A 19,619-nucleotide genomic window follows, 5' to 3' on the forward strand; every position below is an offset into this window, starting at 1 on the left:
TTCAGCGCACATTGCTAGCGCTGGTCTAGGGGAAACCAATAATGAAAAACCCTTACGCTCTCGGCTTCTGGTGCGCCCTCGCAGCGCTGGTGCTGCTCTCGGCGACCTATTTCTACGGCATCATGCTGGCCCATCAGATCGACAAGGCCATGGTTTTCCTCGACAGCGCCGTCGCGCTGATTGCGGTCATGGCCATCGTCGTGGTCGCCTGGGCGTCGGTTCAGGTGCAGCGCGTGAAGAAGCGGCAGCTTGAACAGGGCAAGACCCTGGTGCTGATCTGGGACACCAAAGTCGCCCTGCGCCGGGTCGAAACCGTGTTCGACCGGTATTTCTGGGGCAGTTACTGGCAGCCGGGGCGCACCTTCGCCGAAGTCATGGGCGAACTCACCGGCACGCCGCTGGAAAAAAGTCTCGAAGCGCTGAAAAAGCAGTGCCTGGAACTCGACAAGCAGATCGATGATGAGGGCTGGCATTGGTTGAACAACGCCCGCGAATTGTCCAATGTCGCCACGGCCATGGCCCGCGAGCGCTATCAGTTGGATTTCTGCGACCCGCGCGCCGAGGGGCCGGGCGGGGCGGTGATCGATCGGGACTTTGAAGTGCTGGTGTACACCTGGACCGCGCGGCTCAAAAGCTTTGATCATCAACTGGATGAGATTGAGGTTCAGTATTCCTGATTCTCTGCTGAATCATCTGGCCCCTTCGCGAGCAAGCTCGCTCCCACAGTGGATTTGTGTTGAGCACAGATCCACTGTGGGAGCGAGCTTGCTCGCGAAGGCGGACTGAAAAACAGCGAAACTCTCACTGCCCGCCCACTGTCCACTCTCCCCAAAGACACTCTTTAACCTTTAAACATTGGGCCGTCTTGCGTGCCCGGTGCTAATCTCCACCGCTGAATTCAGCGCAGTCGAGCCGCGACCCGGTCACGGGTTCAGGGAAGACGACCACACTCACAGCCACGGAAATCGATCAGGTCATTCATGAATAAATCAGCAGGCGTGCTTCTCGGAATTGTTGTTGCCATCGGCGCGATCAGCGCGGGCGGGGCCTGGTACACCGGGACCAAGATCGAAGGCGTGTTGAACAACGCCGTCAGCAATGCCAACCAAGAGCTGCAAACCGCCATGGCCGGCTCCAACGGCACCGCATCGCTGGAGCTGGTGTCGCTGGAACGCCACACTTTCACCAGTACCGCGCACTATCGCCTCAAGGGTGAAGGCGAGATGTTTGGCGACAAGCCGGTCGAACTGTTGTTTGTCGACCACATCGAACACGGTCCGCTGCCGTTCTCGCGTCTGGTTTCGCTGAAATGGCTGCCGGTCATGGCCACCAGCAACTACGAACTGGAAAAGAATCCGGCCACCGAGAAATGGTTCGCCGCCACCAAGGGCGCCGCGCCGCTCAAAGGCGTAACCAGCATCGGCTACGACGAGTCCACCACCAGCACTCTCGACCTGCTGCCGTTCGAAACTGCGCTGGATGAGCAATCGAGTCTGAAATTTTCCGGCCTGACCATGAACATCTCCGCTAACGCCAAAGCGCAGAAGGTCAAGGCAGACGGTTACATGGACAACCTGAAGCTGGTCACCGTGGCTGAAGATCAGGCGCCGGTGCAGGTCGAACTCAACGGTCTGACCCTGGCCAGCAACCTCGCCAAAAGCAGCTACGGCTACTACACCGGGGAAAACACCCTGGAGCTGACCAACAGCAAAACCACCTTCGGCACCAAGCAATCGGTGCTCGGTGTGAAGAACTTCGAAATGAAGAACCTCACCGAAGAAAACGGCAGCAATGCCTCGGGTCGTGCTGATTACAAGATTGGCGAAGTCAGCATCAACGACAAGAAAGTCGGTTCGGCGAACATGGCCATGAGCCTGAAAAACCTCGACATCCCGTCGACCATGTCGCTGATGCAGATCTACCAGACCAAATTGCAGCCGTATGAAAAAGCCGCGGCCGAGGCTGCAGCCCAAGGCTTGCCAGCGCCGGAGCTGAACCTCACCGAAGCTGAAAACGCCCAGGTCAAAGCCGACCTGCAGAAATTGCTGGCCGCCGGCCCACAGATTGCGCTGGAAAACCTCTCGTTCAACACCGCCAACGGCGAGAGCAAGGCCAATCTGGTGATCGACCTGACCAAGCCGCAATCGATGGATTTGCCGCCGGATCAACTGGGCAAACAACTGATTGCGTTGCTTGATCTGAATATCCAGGTGTCCAAGCCGATGCTGGTCGATCTGCTTAGCGTACAGGCGCAACTGGATGGTCAGACCGATGCCAAAGCCATCGTCGATCAGTCCAAGGAAGCGGCTGACATGTTCGCCGGCATGGCGGTCGGTTCGCAGTTGGCCGTCGTCGACGGCACCAACGTCGTGACCAAGCTGCACTACGCCGCCAATCAGGTCGAATTCAACGGCCAGAAGATGACCGTTGAGCAGTTCGTCGGCTTCCTGATGAGCAAGTTCGCAGGCGTCACGCAAGTGCAGTAATTCTGCGTTCTTAATAGCAGCGCCCGGCCTCTGTATCGCACAGACGCCGGGCGTTTTGCTGTCTGGCGTTCGGGTTTCGGCTGAACCGCCAGCACGATTCTGAACAATTATTGTGTTCTGGATGTTGCTCTACGCTTGCGTGCAAAACTGCCTGACTAAGCTTGGCCGTTGCATGTGCATTGGCGGCCACCGTTACGAATGGGCAAGGAGGGCATTGCGACCCGGCTGGCCATGTAAGGATGCTGACGAATGCCGCGTATTGATGTTCCTGTATTACATCGTGGTTTACGCCCTTTGTTCCGAGTCGCGCTGTGCAGCCAGTTGCTCTGGCCGGCGCTGGCGTTTGCCGACACACCCTACGATCAGATGGTGCGCGACGCTCGCGCCGGGCAGTACACGCCGGCGCTGACGGTTTTGCGTCAGGTGCCACCCGGTCAGTCGACGACCGGGCAGATCAGCGATCACCTGCAAATCGCCAGTTGGGCCGGCCTCGATGCCGAAGTGGTGCAGGTTTATGAAACCCAGGGCCGCGACCGCGTCCTGCCGGTTCAGGCGCTGACCGCCACCGCCCGTGCCTATCGCAACCTCAAGCGCTGGGACCAGGCGACTCAGGTCTACAACAAGGCCCTGGCGCTGGAGCCGGATAACGCCGATCTGCAACTGGGCCTGGCCCTGACCCAGGCTGACGCCGGTAAACCCGACGAAGCGGTGACCCGCGCCAAAGCGCTGGTGGCGGCCAAGCCCGATGATCCGTCGCGCCGTCTCGCCTTGGGCTATGCCCTGACCCGTGACAACAAACCTTACGATGCCCTGTTCGAATACGATCAGGCCTTCAAGCGCGCCGGCAGCAAGCCGGAAGTCGCTCGCGAATACGTGGTTGCTCTGCAAAAGGCGCGTTTGCCGGAACCGGCGCTGCGTCTGGCCAATCAGCGTCCGGGGTTGATCGATCCGGTCACGTTGCGTCGCCTCGAAGGTGATCTGGCCGCCGAGCGCGTGCGTCTCGCCGAACTCGCCACCCGCAGCGAAAAAGAACGCTACGTCATCGCCGACCGTGCGCTGGTCGATTACGACAAACTGCTCGCCACCTGGACACCTGACGCCACAGCTCACGACGACGTCATTCGCTGGCGCATCGACCGCATGGGCGCACTCAAGGCCAGGGTACGCACGGCCGAGGTCATCACTGAGTACCAGAAGCTGCAAGCCGAAGGCGTGAAGATTCCGACTTACGCCCTGCGCTGGGTAGCGGCGTCGTATCTGGATCAACGTGAACCGGAAATCGCCGCGGACTTGTATCGCCAGGTGCTGTCGGCGCCGGACGCTGATGTCGGTGATCGCCTCGAAGACACCACCGCGCTGTATTACGCATTGCTGGAAAGCGACCGTGCCGATGACGCGCGCAAAGTCGCCGAGGACGCTGCCAAGTCCCAGCGTCCGCGTGTCGAACTCAAAGGTTTGCCCATCGGCAATCCCAACCATGAATGGATGGACGCCCAGCAGTTGGCCGCGCAGGCCGGGACCTATGGTTCCGACTTGCCCCACAGCGAAGAACGCTTGCAGACGCTGGTCGATCAGGCCCCCGGCAATGTCGGCCTGCGTCTGGCCCAGGCTGACCTGTATCTGGCGCGGCAATGGCCGCGCCGTGCGGAAATCCAGCTCAAGGAAACCGAGAGCATGGTGCCGCGCGGCATGGGCCTGGAAGTCGCGCAGGCGCGCACGGCGATGACGCTGCAGGAATGGCGGCAGATGGATGCGCTGACCGATGACGTGGTCGCGCGTTTCCCTGATAACCGTCAGGTCCAGCGTGCAGCGCGCGAGCGCGAAGTGCATGACATGTCCGAACTGCGCGTTGAAGCCTACGGCGGCAAGGCCAATGGCGGCGGCAGTGGCGATGCCGGAGCCGTCAGTGGCAGCCGCGATTTTGGTATCCAGACCACCCTGTACAGCCCGCCGATCGATGAAGACTGGCGCGTGTTCGCCGGGGCCGGGTATGCCACCGGCGACTTCGCCGAAGGCACCGGGCACCACCGCTTTCAGCGTGTCGGCCTGGAGCGCCGCACTCGTGACATGACCCTTGAAGCCGAGGTGTCCAATCACGATTACGGTTTCGGCGACAAACAGGGCGCGCGTCTGGCGATCGCCCGCGACTTCAATGACCACTGGCAGTACGGCGGCAGCCTCGAATACCTGTCGGCCGAGACGCCATTGCGCGCGCTCAACAGTGACATCAAGGCCAATGGCGGCAGCGGTTTCATTCGCTGGCGTGCCAACGAAAGCCGCGAGTGGCGCCTGTCGGTAAGCCCGTCGCACTTCAGCGACGGCAACAACCGCGTTGAAGCCTTGCTCACCGGCCGCGAGGGCATCTACAGCGCGCCGAACGTGCAGGTCGACGCCGGTCTGGAAGTCGGTACCAGCCACAACTCCAAGTCCGATGACGTGCCGTACTTCAACCCCAAATCCGACTTCAGCGTGATGCCGCTGGTCAACGTCAATCACGTGCTCTACCACCGCTACGAAACCTCCTGGAGCCAACAATTCCAGGCCGGTGCCGGCACGTACAGCCAGCGTGAGCACGGCACCGGCGGCATGGCCCTGCTCGGTTACGGCCAGCGTTATGCCTGGAACGACGTGTTCGAGGTGGGCGGTTTGTTCAGTGTGATCAACCGGCCTTACGACGGTGATCGGGAGACCGATCTGCGTCTGCTCGTCGACCTCACTTTCCGCTTCTAGAAGAGTTTGAAGATGCCTTTGATTTCGCGTTTCATCCTTCTGCTGGGAGCGCTGCTGGTCAGCGCCTGCGCCCAGCAAGCTCCGGCCTTTGCGCCGCCGTCCGAGCGTCCGCTGGCGGCCAGCGAAAAACCGTGGCCGAAAAATCACGTGCTCGGCATCGCCTATCACGATGTTGAAGACCGCGATCCCGATCAGGCCGTGGTGGCGGTGCGCACCGAGCGCATGATCGAGCAGCTCGCGTGGCTGCGCGAGAACGGCTACAAACCGGTGACGGTCGACCAGATCATGGCCGCGCGCAAGGGCGGCCCGGAGCTGCCGGCGAAAGCGATCCTGCTCAGTTTCGACGACGGTTATGCGAGTTTCTACACCCGCGTGCTGCCGGTGCTGCGTGCCTACAACTGGCACGCCTTGCTGGCCCCGGTCGGCGTCTGGATCGACACGCCGCTCAATCAACCGGTGGATTTTGCCGGTGCGCCGCGTGCGCGTTCCGACTTCCTGACCTGGGATCAGGTGCGCGAAATCTCGCAATCCGGCCTGGTGGAAATTGCCGCGCACACCGACGCCAACCACAAAGGGATCCTGGCCAACCCGCAGGGCAACCTGCAGCCTGCTGCTGCGACCCGGCGCTATGACCCGGTGACCAAACGTTATGAGTCCGAGGCCGATTTCCAGGCACGGATTCGCACCGACGTGAACAACATCTCGGAAAAAATCCGCAAGGTCACCGGCAAGAAACCACGCGTCTGGGTCTGGCCGTATGGTGCGGCGGATGGCACATCGCTGACCGTGGTCGGTGAGGAGGGCTACGAAATGGCCCTGACGCTGGACGACGGTCTCGACGCCCTCGACAACCTGATGAGCAGCCCGCGCTTCCTGGTTTCCTCCGATCCCGACGGCGAGGTTTTCTCCAATAGCATCGTCGACGTGCAGTCGGATTTCGTCATGCGTGTGGTGCACGTTGATCTGGACAACGTCTACGACCCGGATCCGGCACAACAGGACATCAACCTCGGAAAACTGGTGCAGCGCATGGCCGACATGGGCGCCAACACGGTGTTCCTGCAAGCCTTTGCCGATCCGCAGGGCGATGGTCTGGTGCACTCGCTGTACTTTCCCAACCGTCACTTGCCGGTACGTGCGGATATTTTCGACCGCGTGGCCTGGCAACTGCGTACTCGCGCCAATGTGAAGGTGTTTGCGTGGATGCCGGTGCTGAGTTTCGGCCTTGATGCGAAGCTGCCGCGTGTCACGCGCTGGGATCCGAAAACCGGCACCACCGCAATCGATCCGGATCAGTACCAACGCCTGTCACCGTTCGATCCGGAGGTGCGGCGGATCATCGGCGAAATCTACGAGGACGTGGCGCGGCTGACCTCGGTCGACGGCATCCTCTATCACGACGATGCGATTCTGTCGGACTTCGAGGACGCCGGCCCCGAAGCGTTGAAAGCCTACGTCGCCCACGGTTTGCCAGGTTCAATTGCCGCCCTGCGCGATGATCCGGCGGCCCTGCAGCGATGGACGCGGTTCAAGAGCCGCTACCTGATCGACTTCACCAACGAGCTGACCGCTAAAGTCCGCGCCATTCGGGGCCCGCAGGTGCTGACCGCACGCAATATTTTCGCCGAGCCGATGCTCAATCCCGGCAGCGAAGCCTGGTACGCACAGAACCTCGACGATTTCCTGCAGACCTATGACTGGACCGCGCCGATGGCCATGCCGCTCATGGAAAAACAGACCCAGGCCGAGTCCGGCCCGTGGCTGGAAACCCTGGTGAAAACCGTCAGCAAGCGCCCCGGAGCCCTGAACCGCACGGTGTTCGAATTGCAGGCCCGCGACTGGACGAAAAAGGATCAGGCCGACATCGACGGTGCACATCTGGCGGACTGGATGGGCCGTCTCAAGCGTCAGGGCGCGACCAGTTTCGGTTATTACCCGGACAACTTCCTCGACAACCTGCCGGACCTGAAAACCGTAAGGCCTGCACTCTCCAACAAATGGAATCCATAACATGCTGGATAGACTGTTAGCCCTGCTTGTTCTGGCGCTCGTCCTCGGCGTGCCGCTGGGGCTGATCTTCCTGGTCACCGGGCAGTTCCTGATGGACTTCGTGTTCTTCTACCCGCTGTTCATGTCCGGGTTGTGGATTGCCGGCGGCCTGTACTTCTGGCTGCACTGGGAACGCCACTGGCCGTGGCAGGACGACACCCTGCCACCGCCACTGGAAGGCGAGCCGCTGATCTCGATCCTGATCCCTTGCTACAACGAAGGCGACAATGCCGCCGATACGATCCACGCGGCGCTGGCCCAGCATTATCCGAACATCGAAGTTATCGCGATCAACGACGGCTCGAAGGACAACACCGCGCAAGTGCTGGATGCGCTGGCCAAGGAAGATCCGCGCCTGCGCGTGCTGCACCTGGCGGAAAACCAGGGCAAAGCCGTCGCCTTGCGCATGGGCGCTATCGCAGCGCGCAGTGAGTATCTGGTATGCATCGACGGTGATGCGCTGCTGGCGCCGAACACCGCAGCCTATCTGGTCGCACCGATGCTGGATAACGCACGCCTTGGCGCGGTGACCGGTAACCCGCGGATCCGAACGCGCTCGACGCTGGTCGGGCGGGTGCAGGTCGGTGAGTTCTCATCCATCATCGGCTTGATCAAGCGCACGCAACGGGTATTCGGGCGGATTTTTACCGTCTCCGGGGTGATCGTCGCGTTCCGCCGTACCGCGTTGAACCGCGTCGGTTACTGGAGCCCGGACATGATCACCGAAGACATCGATATCAGCTGGAAGCTGCAACTCGACCACTGGAGCATCTTCTACGAGCCGCGCGCGCTGTGCTGGATCCTCATGCCGGAAACCCTCGGCGGTCTGTGGAAGCAACGACTGCGCTGGGCGCAGGGCGGTGCCGAAGTGCTGTTCAAAAACATTCGTGGTATCTGGCAGTACCGTCACCGTTACCTGTGGCCGCTGCTGTTCGAATACTGCCTGTCGACCGGTTGGGCGTTCACCTTCTTGTTGTCGGTAATCTTCTGGGGCGTCGGCAAGTTTGTGGTCATGCCCGAGGCAATCGCAGTGGATCACCTGATGCCACCGGCATTTACCGGTTTGTTGCTGGCGTTCGTCTGTCTGGTGCAGTTCGCGGTAAGCATCGTCATCGATCGGCGCTATGAGCCGGGATTGGGCCGCACGATGTTCTGGGTGGTCTGGTATCCGTTGGTGTTCTGGCTTATCAGCCTGCTGACCACGTTGGTCAGCTTCCCCAAAGTGCTGTTCGGTCAACATCAGAAACGTGCGCGTTGGGTCAGTCCTGATCGGGGCATCAAACCGATCGGCGACGACGAAGAGGAGGTCATCAAATGAAAATCATCCGGACTCGCCAGCGGCCCTTTCTGGTAGTGATCGATGTGATCCTCACCGTTGTGGCCTGGGTTGGCCTGCTGTTTCTGCTGATCCGTGGCTTATGGCCGCTGATCGAAACTCACGCGGGCGGGCCGCTGCTCGATAAGTCGGCGTTCGACGCGCTGGGCACCCTGCAGATCTATCTGTGGGTGGCCTTGGTCAATGCGGTGATTCTGATCGGTTGGGCGCGTTATCAGCAGCGCAAAAGCCGCAGCTTCGCCCAGCGCCGCTTGCCATCGCCGGTGATTGACGATGAAGGGCTGAGCAAGAGTTTCAAACTCTGCGATGACCGCTTTCAGAAACTGCGCACGCCTGGGGTGATGACCATTCATAACGATCAGGAGGGTGACATCAGCCATGTGGTGACACATTTCTGGCCGGTTCATCCGCAGGAATTGCCACCGCCGCTGGCACCACTGGAGCATCCGCGGGTGATCTTTCTGCATGCTGAAGATGACGATAATCGCGAACCCCTTCCCCGTTAATTAATCGTTCCCACGCTCCGCGTGGAAATGCCTCTAGGGACGCTCTGCGTCCAGTGACGCGGAGCGTCACGGGCTGCATTCCCACGCAGAGCGTGGGAACGATCAAGCGTAATCGCGGATCAATGTCCAGGCCTCTTCCATTGCCAGCGGTTGCTTCATCCGTTCGGCCAACAGCGCCATTGCACGTTCCTTTTCGCAGGCGACTGCAGCGACCAGCACACCGTTTCTGCCGAACAGACCGATAAAGGGCGGATTTTCGGGTTCGCCGAGAAACTCCACCTCATCCCAGTGTTCGGCGTGGCCGAGGTAGTCGTAATTCTTGCCGAAGTGCCAGGTCCAGAAAAACGGCACGTCTAGGTAATGTTCTTCGCCACCGAGCATATTGGCCGCGGCGATGCGTGCGTGTTGCTGGGCCAGGCGCCAGTGTTCGATACGCTGCAACTGGCCGTTCAGCGGGAAGGTGGCGATGTCGCCGATCGCCCACAGGCCGTCCGTAACGCGCATGCCGTCATCGACGCGCAGTGACTGATCTTTTTCCCTCGGCAGTGACGCGAAGGCCTCGGTGGCCGGGTGCACGCCGACCCCGGCCAGCACCAGATCCGCCGAAAGACGCAGGCCATTGTCCAGCAATACGGCCTCGACTTTGCCTTCGCCGATGATCTCGGTGGTTGCGTGTTCGGTGATGAACTTCACCCCGTTCTGTTCGTGCAGCGCGCGAATCGCTTTGCCCACGGCTTCACCGAATTGCGCAGCGAAGGGAATCGCGTGGCGAGCCAGCACCGTGACATCGAGACCATACTGGCGCAGGGCCGACGCACATTCGAGGGCGATGAAGCTGTCGCCGATGATCACCGCACGTTGCTCCTCTCTGGCAGCGTGCATGATCCGTTCTGCCTGAGCTTTTGAGCGCAGCACGAATACCTGCGGAAGATCTGCGCCGGGTAAATCCAGCGGATTGGGCTCGCCGCCAGTGGCGAGCACCGCCGCGTCATAACTCAGCGTCTGGCCGTCGATAAGGTGCAGGGTTTTGTTCGGAGCGTCGATTGCGCTGATTTCGCCTTGTTGGCGTTCAATGCGCTGGTCTTTATAGAAATCATCCTCACGCAGCGGCGGTATTTCTTGCGGGGGCATCTCCCCGGCAAGGACAAATTTGCTCAGCACCGTACGGTCGTAACCCGCCCCCGGCTCGTGATCGATCATCACGATCCGGCCACCGAAACCCTTTTCCCGCAACGCCGCCGCGCACGCTGTACCTGCCGCGCCGGCACCGACAATCACGAAAGTGCGCGAATCGTCCGCCGGCGGCGTATGCGGGTCGGGCAACGGCTGATCATCGACCCAAACCTCGTCGCCACGCAGCTCCAGCGGATAGCGCTTGAGGCTGTCGAGCGCCGGGGGCTCGCACAACGCACCATCCTCGGCGCGAAACGCAGCCTTGTGCCAAGGGCAAATCAGCCGTCCGTGACACAACGCACCGTCAGCCAGCGGTGCGCCGGCATGTGGGCATTCGCCCTGATAGGCACGTAATTGCCCACCGGCGCGCAGCAGCACGATCTTGCACGCGCCGATTTCAACTTGCAGGCCACGGTCTTCTGGGACATCGGCGATACGGGCGACACGGTGCACTGGCATGATCGGCTTCCTCACGGGCATTTCTCTTGTGAGTTTGCGCGGTAGTGCGAGGTTCAGCCATTTGCTACTGCCACGGCGCGAACGGTACAGCTATAGTTTGCAAGCCGACGACGGCCCAACTGCACAAGGTGCTCCCGGAATGACCCGATTGACCTCTCTCAACCCATGGCTGGCGGCTCTCGCCGTCACCCTTTGCGTGCAGTTTCCGGCGCAGGCCCAGGAGCGTTTCACCCTGAACATCCCGGGTGTTTCCGATAACCGCCTGTTCACCTCGGCAGCGGCCAGCGATGCACCCGGCTGCGGCGGCAAGAACCAGTCGCCAGCGCTGAGCTGGAACGCTGGACCTGTCGGCACCCAGAGCTACGCGATCGTCATGCACGACCCGGATGGCCAGAAAGGCCTGGGCGTCGATCACTGGATTCATTACGGCATCAAAGCCACCACGCACCAGATTGCAGCGGGCGTCGGTGCCAAATCCGCGCTCGAAGGTCTCGGCGGCACCAACAGCAAGGGCAACACCCATTACATGGGGCCGTGCCCGCCAGTGGGCGACAGTGCGCACCACTACATCATCCAGATCTACGCGCTGGATCTGGCCCCGGACGCCTTGCCCGCCGGTCTGACCCGCGCCGAGCTGATGGAAAAAATCAAAGGCCATGTGCTGCGCAACAGCAGTGCGGTGCGGCGTTATCACCGCTGAAAATATTTTTAGCGGCGTTTAACCCGAACTGAAAGGGCTGCCCGTCTCAGGAGATGAATGATCAAATTCATCCCGAGGTCAGCCCCCATGTCTCATTCTCTTTTGCGTCCTGTTGCGGTTGGTGTGCTGCTGGCGCTCGCCGGTTGCGGTGCTTCGTCCACACCCGATTCTGCTGCTGTGCCTGCACCGGCGGAGCCTGAGGTGTTGGTTCAGCAGGAAGCCGTGATGGCTGACAGCTCAATGGCCAAACGCGCGCTGTACAGGATGCCCAATGCGGGCAGCGCGCCGATGCCGTTGAGTGAAAGTTATCCACAGAGCTATCGCGACGAGCAGCGCGAGCAGTATCAGACGTTGGCCGATAACCCGATCCACAGCGTCGCCGAGACGCCGGTTTCGACTTTCAGTGCCGACGTCGATACGGGCGCTTATGCCAACGTCCGCCGCTTGCTCAATCAAGGTCGACTGCCACCGGAAGGTGCGGTGCGGCTGGAGGAACTGGTCAATTACTTCCCCTACGACTACGCGCTGCCCAGTGATGGCTCGCCCTTCGGCGTGACCACCGAGCTGGCCGCTTCACCGTGGAACCCGCACACGCGCTTGCTGCGTATCGGCATCAAGGCCTCCGACCGCGCCGTGGCGGAACTGGCCCCGGCCAATCTGGTATTTCTGGTCGACGTGTCCGGCTCGATGGATCGCCGCGAAGGCCTGCCGATGGTCAAAAGCACGCTGAAATTACTGGTCGATCAGTTGCGTGATCAGGATCGCGTTTCGTTGGTGGTGTATGCCGGCGAATCGAGAGTGGTACTGGAGCCGACCTCCGGACGCGAGAAAGCGAAAATTCGTACAGCCATCGAGCAATTGACCGCCGGTGGCTCGACCGCTGGCGCCTCGGGTATCGAACTGGCCTACCAAATGGCGCAGCAGGCCTTCATCCCCAAAGGCATCAACCGCATCCTCCTGGCCACTGATGGTGACTTCAATGTCGGCGTCAGCGACTTCGACAGCCTCAAGCAAATGGCTGTGGATAAACGCAAAAGCGGGATTTCGCTGACGACCCTGGGTTTCGGTGTGGATAACTACAATGAACACTTGATGGAACAACTGGCCGACGCTGGCGATGGTAACTACGCCTATATCGACAACCTGCGCGAGGCACGCAAAGTATTAGTGGATCAGTTGAGCTCGACCCTCGCCGTGGTGGCGCAAAACGTCAAACTGCAGGTGGAATTCAACCCGGCGCAGGTCAGCGAATATCGCCTGCTCGGCTACGAGAACCGTGCGTTGAAGCGTGAGGATTTCAGCAATGACAAAGTCGATGCCGGCGAAATCGGCGCAGGACACACGGTGACCGCGCTGTACGAAATTGTTCCGGCGGGCGAGCAGGGCTGGCTGGAGCCGCTGCGTTACGGCAAATCCGACGCTGTTGTTTCGGCAAAGAGCGGAGAATTAGCGATGCTGCGTGTGCGTTATCAGCGTGCCGAAGGTGGGAAAAGTCTGCTGATCGAGCGGCCCATCGCCAATCAGGTTGTAACTGCCAGCGAAGACCTGCGCTTTGCCGCTGCCGTCGCCGCGTTTTCCCAACAACTCAAGGACGCTCGCTATACCGGCGACTTCAGCCTGAAAGACACCGAAGCACTGGCTCGCGGCGCTCGTGGCGATGATCGCTTTGGTCTGCGCAATGAGTTTGTGCAACTGGTCGAATTGGCGCAGAGCTTGCGCAGTTCAACCGCATCGAACGCGTTGGCCACTGAACAACGGATCGAATAAGTGAGTCGTCTGAAAGGCTTCATCAGTCAGCTGTTTGCCTCGGCAGACAGCTCAACCGCCAGCAGCGATGAATCGCTGCTGGCGCGTTATCGCCAGGGCGACAGCGCGGCGTTCGAGACCTTGTACGCGCGTCATCGCCAAGGCCTGTATCGGTTTCTGCTCGGATTGAGCGGCAAACCGGAACTGGCCGACGAGGTGTTTCAGGAAACCTGGCTGAGCCTGATCCGCAGCAGCAGTCAGCCACAAGGGCGGGCGACATTTCGTACGTGGTTGTTCCAGATTGCCCGTAATCGCCTGATCGACCACTGGCGCAAACACGGCGCCCGGCAACCGTTGCACGACAGCTACGACGAGCAAAATCACGCGGTCAGTGATGAGGCAAATGATCCCGAACAGCTGCTCAGCCTCAGTCGAGACAGCCAGCGCCTGGAAAGCGCCCTGCAAACCCTGCCTGCCGACCAGCGCGAGGTGTTCTTGCTGCGCGCCCACGGCGACCTCGACCTGGCACAAATCGCCAGCCTCACCGAAACACCGCTGGAAACCGTCAAAAGCCGCTTGCGCTATGCCCAGCAAAAACTGCGTCGGCTGCTGGCCGAGGAGGTACTGACATGACTGACGCCCGCCAGACACCGGAAGATTCGGTGATTAAACATGTTCGCGAACAGCACAACGCCGAACCGCCAGCGCACCTTGATGCGTTCATCCTCAACGCTGCGCAGCTTCAAACCCCTGCGCTGCAGCCAAGCCTGTGGCAACGCTGGCTCGACGCTTGCCGTAAACCCCGCTGGCAGGTTGCATTCGCCAGCCTCGTCGGCGTGGCATTGATGTTGTCACTGGTACAGCGCGCTCCTGAGCCGCTGCGTCATTACGACTACGCCCCAGCCCCCAAACTTGCCGTACCGATGACCGACACGGATTCAGCGCAACTGCACCGATTGTCCGCTCCGGCCGGCGCCATGCCGGCACCTGCGCCGATGATGGAAATGGCCGCGCCGATGCAAGATCAAGCCATCAGCGCCGATGAAGCCAAATTCAGCAAACGCGCCGCCGCCCCGGCCAACGGCCTCGACGCACAACTGCGCGAAGTCCTGCGCCTGCGCGAATCCGGCCAGTCGCAAGCCGCCGACAGCCTGTTCAACAACCTGCACAAACGCTACCCGAACACCGATCTCGACGCCCGACTCCAACAGCTGCAGAAAAAATGACCGCCTGCCCCCTCAGCCATTTGGCATTGCCCCGCAAAAACGCGCACTATCGGGGCATTGCCGATACGCTGGAGGACAACGTGGCAGCAAAAATTGACCGCATCGCCCAACTGCTCAACTGCCCGGAGAAGGGCGAAGAGATGCGGCGAGCGATTACCGAGACGCGTAAGGAATTTCTGCTGAATCAGCCGGAAGAGGATGTCGTTGATGAAGACGACGCTTTTGAAGAGGTTGAGGAGGAAGAGGATGACGATGATTACGACGAGTTCGACTGGACGACGGAGTAACGTCGTTCCGGTCCATTTACTTCACCCACAAAAAAGCCCCGGACCATCACAGTCCGGGGCTTTCTCGTTTAAATCAATGGTGCACCAGGCGGGATTCGAACCCACGACCCCTGCCTTCGGAGGGCAGTACTCTATCCAGCTGAGCTACTGGTGCAGCGGGCGACATCATACCTAGGTCGACTCGGGGCGTCCATGCCGGGTTTTGGCGGGTATTGTCAGTGCGCATGTCCGCGCAAATCGCGGTATTCCATAAAGCGGTAACGTCCTGCAAAACCCTCGCTTGGCGCTTTCGTGGGACTGTTCTATGGTTTTGCTGCGGCTGAGGCTTTAGGCTCGTTGATCTGAAAAATTCCACAAACGCGGCGTTTTTGTTCTTTTTTTCGAACGACCTATTGTCCTTTAACCCCTTTGATCCTACGATCCGTTTGAGATTTCAAACGCTCGTTGACCGGGCGTTGAAGCGCCGGTGTTTCGAATCGTGCACGGTTGATGCGCCACGCCCGGTCACTGATTTCCCTGACGGCAGCCTTGCGAGGCGCCTTTCTACAATCATAATTTGCTCCGCGCAGGCCGCGGTGCTGTTAAGGAAAGCCGACATGCAGCTTAAAGACACCCTGTTGTTCCGCCAGCAAGCCTTCATTGATGGCGCTTGGGTCGATGCGGACAACGGTCAGACGATCAAGGTCAACAACCCGGCCACCGGCGAAATCCTCGGTACCGTGCCAAAAATGGGCGCTGCCGAAACCCGCCGTGCCATCGAAGCCGCTGACAAAGCGCTGCCAGCCTGGCGTGCACTGACCGCCAAAGAGCGTGCCGGCAAGCTGCGTCGCTGGTTCGAACTGATGATCGAGAACCAGGACGACCTCGCGCGCCTGATGACCCTCGAACAGGGCAAGCCGCTGGCCGAAGCCAAGGGCGAAATCGTTTACGCCGCTTCGTTCATCGAGTGGTTCGCCGAAGAAGCCAAGCGCATCTACGGTGACGTGATTCCGGGCCACCAGCCAGACAAACGCCTGATCGTGATCAAGCAGCCAATCGGCGTGACCGCCGCGATCACCCCGTGGAACTTCCCGGCGGCGATGATCACCCGTAAGGCCGGTCCAGCACTGGCTGCCGGTTGCACCATGGTGCTCAAGCCTGCTTCGCAAACTCCGTTTTCTGCTTTCGCGTTGGCCGAACTGGCCCAGCGCGCGGGTATTCCTGCGGGCGTGTTCAGCGTGGTCTCCGGCAGCGCTGGCGACATCGGCAGCGAGCTGACCAGCAACCCGATCGTGCGCAAACTGTCCTTCACCGGTTCGACCGAAATCGGTCGTCAACTGATGTCGGAATGCGCCAAGGACATCAAGAAAGTCTCGCTGGAACTGGGCGGCAACGCACCGTTCATCGTGTTCGACGACGCGGACCTGGATAAGGCTGTCGAAGGCGCGATCATTTCCAAGTACCGCAACAACGGCCAGACCTGCGTCTGCGCCAACCGTCTGTACATTCAGGATTCGGTCTACGACGCGTTCGCCGAGAAGCTGAAAGTGGCGGTGGCGAAACTGAAGATCGGCAACGGTCTGGAAGACGGCACCACCACTGGCCCACTGATCGACGAAAAAGCCGTGGCCAAGGTGCAAGAACACATCGCTGACGCCGTAGCCAAAGGCGCCACCGTGTTGGCTGGCGGCAAGCCAATGGAAGGTAACTTCTTCGAACCGACCATCCTCACCAACGTGCCGAAAAACGCCGCTGTGGCCAAGGAAGAAACCTTCGGTCCGCTGGCGCCGCTGTTCCGCTTCAAAGATGAAGCCGAAGTGATCGCGATGTCCAACGACACCGAGTTCGGTCTGGCCTCTTACTTCTACGCTCGCGATCTCGGTCGTGTGTTCCGCGTCGCGGAAGCGCTGGAATACGGCATGGTTGGCGTCAACACCGGGCTGATCTCCAACGAAGTCGCGCCGTTCGGCGGCATCAAGGCCTCGGGCCTGGGCCGTGAAGGCTCCAAGTACGGCATCGAAGATTACCTGGAAATCAAATACCTCTGCCTGGGCATCTAAGCCCTGTAAGAGACCGCTGCAAACGCAAAGGGCACGAGAGCGCTGTCCCTTTGCGTCGTTTCAAACCGGAATTTTCTCTGCGGCCAGGAACGCCGTGGCAGTCGATCATCGCATGCTGCCACCGTCGATTTCTCCCGCTAATCCTTGAACCACGCCGCCCGATGAGCGGCGAATGAGGACTGTAATGAGCAAGACTAACGCTGAACTGATGGCCCGTCGTACCGCAGCTGTTCCACGTGGTGTCGGCCAGATTCACCCGATCTTCGCTGAATCGGCGAAGAACGCCACCGTGACTGACGTTGAAGGTCGTGAATTCATCGACTTCGCCGGCGGTATCGCGGTACTGAACACCGGCCACGTGCACCCGAAAATCATCGCCGCCGTGACCGAACAGCTGAACAAGCTGACTCACACTTGCTTCCAGGTACTGGCTTACGAGCCGTACGTTGAGCTGTGCGAGAAAATAAACGCCAAGGTGCCAGGTGATTTCGCCAAGAAAACCCTGCTGGTCACCACCGGTTCCGAAGCCGTTGAAAACGCCGTGAAAATCGCCCGTGCCGCCACTGGCCGCGCTGGCGTGATCGCCTTCACCGGCGCTTACCACGGTCGCACCATGATGACCTTGGGCCTGACCGGTAAAGTCGTGCCGTACTCGGCCGGCATGGGCCTGATGCCAGGCGGCATCTTCCGCGCGCTGTACCCGAACGAACTGCACGGCGTGAGCATCGATGATTCGATCGCTTCCATCGAGCGTATCTTCAAGAACGATGCTGAGCCGAAAGACATCGCCGCGATCATCATCGAACCTGTGCAGGGTGAAGGTGGTTTCTACGTTGCGCCGAAAGAGTTCATGAAGCGTCTGCGTGCCCTGTGCGACCAGCACGGCATCCTGCTGATCGCTGACGAAGTACAGACTGGCGCTGGCCGTACCGGCACCTTCTTCGCCATGGAGCAGATGGGCGTTGCTGCCGACCTGACCACCTTCGCCAAATCCATCGCAGGCGGCTTCCCGCTGGCCGGTGTGTGCGGCAAGGCCGAATACATGGACGCCATCGCCCCGGGTGGCCTGGGCGGCACTTACGCCGGTAGCCCGATCGCTTGCGCCGCTGCGCTGGCGGTGATGGACGTGTTCGAAGAAGAGCAACTGCTGGACCGCTGCAAGGCTGTCGGCGAGCGTCTGGTTACTGGCCTGAAAGCTATCCAGGCCAAGTATCCGGTGATCGGCGAAGTCCGTGCCCTGGGCGCGATGATCGCGGTCGAGCTGTTCGAAAACGGCGACAGCCACAAGCCGAACGCCGCCGCTGTAGCGTCCGTTGTGGCCAAGGCGCGCGACAAGGGCCTGATCCTGCTGTCCTGCGGCACCTACGGCAACGTTCTGCGCGTCCTCGTACCGCTGACCTCGCCGGACGAGCAACTGGACAAAGGTCTGGCGATCATCGAAGAGTGCTTCTCGGAGCTGTAAGCCGCGCACTGTGTGATCGGATAGACAAAAAAACCCGCTTCGGCGGGTTTTTTTTCGCCCCGTGAACCTATCAATTGCTTTAGCGCTGTATCGAATGGCCAGCATTGGCTAAGGTTCAGGCATTGCAAGGGAGAGCGCGCATGACTGCCGTTGATTTACCCGCCGTACCCCGAGTGCTGATTGCCGAGGCCGATCCGTGGTCCCGGGACCTGCTCAAACAAGTGCTCCTGAACGTGCGTTGCGATGCGCGGATAGACTTGTGCGCCGACGGGCAGCAAGCCCTGTCATTGCTCAGTGAAGTGCCGTATGACCTGGCGATCGTTGATTGGGAGTTGCCCGGCATCGATGGTTTGAGCGTGCTGCGCAGCGTGCGCCAGCGCAAACGCAATCCGCCGCTGCCGTTCATCCTGATGAGCAGCCGCAACGACAGCGCCAGCGTGCGCGAAGCGCTTCCGTTGGCACCAACGGCCTATCTGACCAAACCACTGAACATGGAAAGCCTGACCGAGCGTTTGCAGGGCTTGCTGCTGAATGCCGGTGAAGAGGTTTTCTGTGAAGTACCGGCATTGGCGCCGGGCATGACCTTGTCGGTGTTTCTCGAGCGACGTCGTGAGCAGGCTGACGGTGCGCCGTTGATGACCGATGTGCAGGTGGCGGTGAAGCGCAGCCTCAATCCCAATGGCCTCGATCTGAAGCTGTTGGAAGATGAGATCAAGACCGACCCACAAATCACGGCGGTGCTGATCGCTGCGGCCAACAGCGCGGCGCAGCACCATGGCGCGCCGGTGCAGACACTGGCGCAGGCCCTGCATCGGCTGGGCACCGGGCAGAGCATGAACCTGATTCTGGGGCTGGCACTCAAGCGTAGCGCCAGGCTCAGCGATCCATGTTTGGCGGACTATGCCGAACGTTACTGGGGGTTGTCGCTGCACACCGCTGAATATGCGCGCACCCTCGCGCGGCTGCTCGATCTCGATCAGGAACGCTGTTACTGCGCGGGCATGCTGCATCGCCTGGGTGATCTGGCGTTGCTGCGTTGTCTGCAGGAGTGGAAGCAGGCCGGCGGAGAGCTGGATGAGTGGGAGGAGGTGGGCGACGCGCTGGCCGAGTTTGGCGCGGCTTATGGTTCGGCGTTGCGTACCCGATGGCGCCTGCCGCTGGAATTGCGGGAGCTGATTGCGTCGGTCTACCAACTCGGCGGCGGGGTGTATTCCCGTGAGGCGTTGGTGATGAACATGGCAGCGCAGATGGCGCATCTGACCGAGCATGAAGGCGTTGAGGAACTGGCGAAGAGTCGCACGGCGCGGTTGCTGAAGATTGGCTTGCCGGAATTGATGCGGATGCGCAAATAACCTGACTTACGCAAACCCCTGTAGGAGTGAGCCTGCTCGCGATAGCGGAGTGTCAGACACCAACGGTT

The 19,619-nt window shown here is 60.6% G+C and carries 15 protein-coding genes and 1 tRNA gene; 14 read left to right on the forward strand and 2 right to left on the reverse strand.

What is annotated here, in order from left to right; translation table 11 throughout:
• Positions 1–41 precede the first annotated feature (41 nt).
• The 6 genes from AB4O01_RS21220 (at position 42) to pgaD (ending at position 9,107) form a co-directional block, all read left to right on the forward strand.
• The gene (locus tag AB4O01_RS21220; protein WP_460089439.1) at positions 42–677 is read left to right on the forward strand and encodes an NADH:ubiquinone oxidoreductase subunit N; all 636 of its coding nucleotides are present in this window, start codon (positions 42–44) and stop codon (positions 675–677) included.
• Between the two features lie 303 nt (positions 678–980).
• Positions 981–2,486, forward strand: coding sequence for a YdgA family protein (locus tag AB4O01_RS21225; RefSeq protein WP_427120397.1), 1,506 nt, complete (start codon positions 981–983; stop codon positions 2,484–2,486).
• A gap of 249 nt (positions 2,487–2,735) precedes the next feature.
• On the forward strand, positions 2,736–5,216 hold the full coding sequence (gene pgaA / locus AB4O01_RS21230; protein ID WP_460089441.1) for a poly-beta-1,6 N-acetyl-D-glucosamine export porin PgaA: 2,481 nt from the start codon (positions 2,736–2,738) through the stop codon (positions 5,214–5,216).
• Positions 5,217–5,228: 12 nt separating this feature from the next.
• The gene (gene pgaB / locus AB4O01_RS21235; RefSeq protein ID WP_099757678.1) at positions 5,229–7,226 is read left to right on the forward strand and encodes a poly-beta-1,6-N-acetyl-D-glucosamine N-deacetylase PgaB; all 1,998 of its coding nucleotides are present in this window, start codon (positions 5,229–5,231) and stop codon (positions 7,224–7,226) included.
• Position 7,227: 1 nt separating this feature from the next.
• Positions 7,228–8,583, forward strand: a complete 1,356-nt coding sequence (pgaC, locus tag AB4O01_RS21240; RefSeq protein ID WP_093440350.1) for a poly-beta-1,6-N-acetyl-D-glucosamine synthase — start codon at positions 7,228–7,230, stop codon at positions 8,581–8,583.
• A complete protein-coding gene (gene pgaD, locus AB4O01_RS21245) occupies positions 8,580–9,107 on the forward strand; it encodes a poly-beta-1,6-N-acetyl-D-glucosamine biosynthesis protein PgaD (protein ID WP_460089443.1) in 528 nt (175 codons plus the stop codon). Before pgaC ends, pgaD begins: the two co-directional genes overlap by 4 nt.
• A gap of 102 nt (positions 9,108–9,209) precedes the next feature.
• Here pgaD and AB4O01_RS21250 read toward each other — a convergent pair whose 3' ends face one another.
• Positions 9,210–10,739, reverse strand: a complete 1,530-nt coding sequence (locus tag AB4O01_RS21250; protein ID WP_460089445.1) for an FAD-dependent oxidoreductase — start codon at positions 10,737–10,739, stop codon at positions 9,210–9,212.
• 139 nt (positions 10,740–10,878) lie between these two features.
• Between AB4O01_RS21250 and AB4O01_RS21255 the strand changes: the two genes are divergently transcribed.
• From AB4O01_RS21255 to AB4O01_RS21275, 5 genes are all read left to right on the forward strand, one after another.
• A complete protein-coding gene (locus AB4O01_RS21255) occupies positions 10,879–11,439 on the forward strand; it encodes a YbhB/YbcL family Raf kinase inhibitor-like protein (protein ID WP_093440364.1) in 561 nt (186 codons plus the stop codon).
• An 87-nt stretch (positions 11,440–11,526) separates the two neighbouring features.
• A complete protein-coding gene (locus AB4O01_RS21260) occupies positions 11,527–13,206 on the forward strand; it encodes a vWA domain-containing protein (RefSeq protein ID WP_257356736.1) in 1,680 nt (559 codons plus the stop codon).
• A 30-nt stretch (positions 13,207–13,236) separates the two neighbouring features.
• Positions 13,237–13,818, forward strand: a complete 582-nt coding sequence (locus tag AB4O01_RS21265; RefSeq protein ID WP_175559670.1) for an RNA polymerase sigma factor — start codon at positions 13,237–13,239, stop codon at positions 13,816–13,818.
• Positions 13,815–14,411, forward strand: coding sequence for a hypothetical protein (locus tag AB4O01_RS21270; protein ID WP_460089446.1), 597 nt, complete (start codon positions 13,815–13,817; stop codon positions 14,409–14,411). The genes AB4O01_RS21265 and AB4O01_RS21270 overlap by 4 nt, the downstream gene beginning before the upstream one ends.
• Positions 14,412–14,431: 20 nt before the next feature.
• Positions 14,432–14,698 carry a hypothetical protein gene (locus AB4O01_RS21275; protein ID WP_460092302.1) on the forward strand — a complete coding sequence of 89 codons (267 nt, stop codon included), beginning with the start codon at positions 14,432–14,434 and terminating at the stop codon, positions 14,696–14,698.
• 77 nt (positions 14,699–14,775) lie between these two features.
• On the opposite strand, the gene AB4O01_RS21280 is transcribed toward AB4O01_RS21275, so the two are convergent.
• Positions 14,776–14,852 (reverse strand) — tRNA-Arg (locus AB4O01_RS21280).
• 442 nt (positions 14,853–15,294) lie between these two features.
• Between AB4O01_RS21280 and gabD the strand changes: the two genes are divergently transcribed.
• The 3 genes from gabD to AB4O01_RS21295 all read left to right on the forward strand — a co-directional run bounded on the left by gabD (position 15,295) and on the right by AB4O01_RS21295 (position 19,551).
• Entirely contained in the window at positions 15,295–16,737 is a 1,443-nt protein-coding gene (gabD, locus tag AB4O01_RS21285) for an NADP-dependent succinate-semialdehyde dehydrogenase (protein WP_093440380.1), read from the forward strand.
• A gap of 184 nt (positions 16,738–16,921) precedes the next feature.
• Entirely contained in the window at positions 16,922–18,199 is a 1,278-nt protein-coding gene (gene gabT / locus AB4O01_RS21290) for a 4-aminobutyrate--2-oxoglutarate transaminase (protein WP_460089448.1), read from the forward strand.
• A 140-nt stretch (positions 18,200–18,339) separates the two neighbouring features.
• A complete protein-coding gene (locus AB4O01_RS21295) occupies positions 18,340–19,551 on the forward strand; it encodes a response regulator (protein ID WP_093440384.1) in 1,212 nt (403 codons plus the stop codon).
• The last annotated feature ends 68 nt before the right edge of the window (positions 19,552–19,619 follow it).

Source organism: Pseudomonas sp. S2_E02, from assembly GCF_054668355.1.

Coding starts and splice junctions, on each gene's coding strand:
- AB4O01_RS21225 (WP_427120397.1), top strand. CDS start 981: ATGAATAAATCAGCAGGCGTGCTTCTCGGAATTGTTGTTGCCATCGGC.
- gabT (WP_460089448.1), top strand. CDS start 16,922: ATGAGCAAGACTAACGCTGAACTGATGGCCCGTCGTACCGCAGCTGTT.
- gabD (WP_093440380.1), top strand. CDS start 15,295: ATGCAGCTTAAAGACACCCTGTTGTTCCGCCAGCAAGCCTTCATTGAT.
- pgaC (WP_093440350.1), top strand. CDS start 7,228: ATGCTGGATAGACTGTTAGCCCTGCTTGTTCTGGCGCTCGTCCTCGGC.
- AB4O01_RS21270 (WP_460089446.1), top strand. CDS start 13,815: ATGACTGACGCCCGCCAGACACCGGAAGATTCGGTGATTAAACATGTT.
- AB4O01_RS21260 (WP_257356736.1), top strand. CDS start 11,527: ATGTCTCATTCTCTTTTGCGTCCTGTTGCGGTTGGTGTGCTGCTGGCG.
- AB4O01_RS21255 (WP_093440364.1), top strand. CDS start 10,879: ATGACCCGATTGACCTCTCTCAACCCATGGCTGGCGGCTCTCGCCGTC.
- AB4O01_RS21250 (WP_460089445.1), bottom strand. CDS start 10,739: ATGCCAGTGCACCGTGTCGCCCGTATCGCCGATGTCCCAGAAGACCGT.
- AB4O01_RS21295 (WP_093440384.1), top strand. CDS start 18,340: ATGACTGCCGTTGATTTACCCGCCGTACCCCGAGTGCTGATTGCCGAG.
- pgaA (WP_460089441.1), top strand. CDS start 2,736: ATGCCGCGTATTGATGTTCCTGTATTACATCGTGGTTTACGCCCTTTG.
- pgaB (WP_099757678.1), top strand. CDS start 5,229: ATGCCTTTGATTTCGCGTTTCATCCTTCTGCTGGGAGCGCTGCTGGTC.
- pgaD (WP_460089443.1), top strand. CDS start 8,580: ATGAAAATCATCCGGACTCGCCAGCGGCCCTTTCTGGTAGTGATCGAT.
- AB4O01_RS21220 (WP_460089439.1), top strand. CDS start 42: ATGAAAAACCCTTACGCTCTCGGCTTCTGGTGCGCCCTCGCAGCGCTG.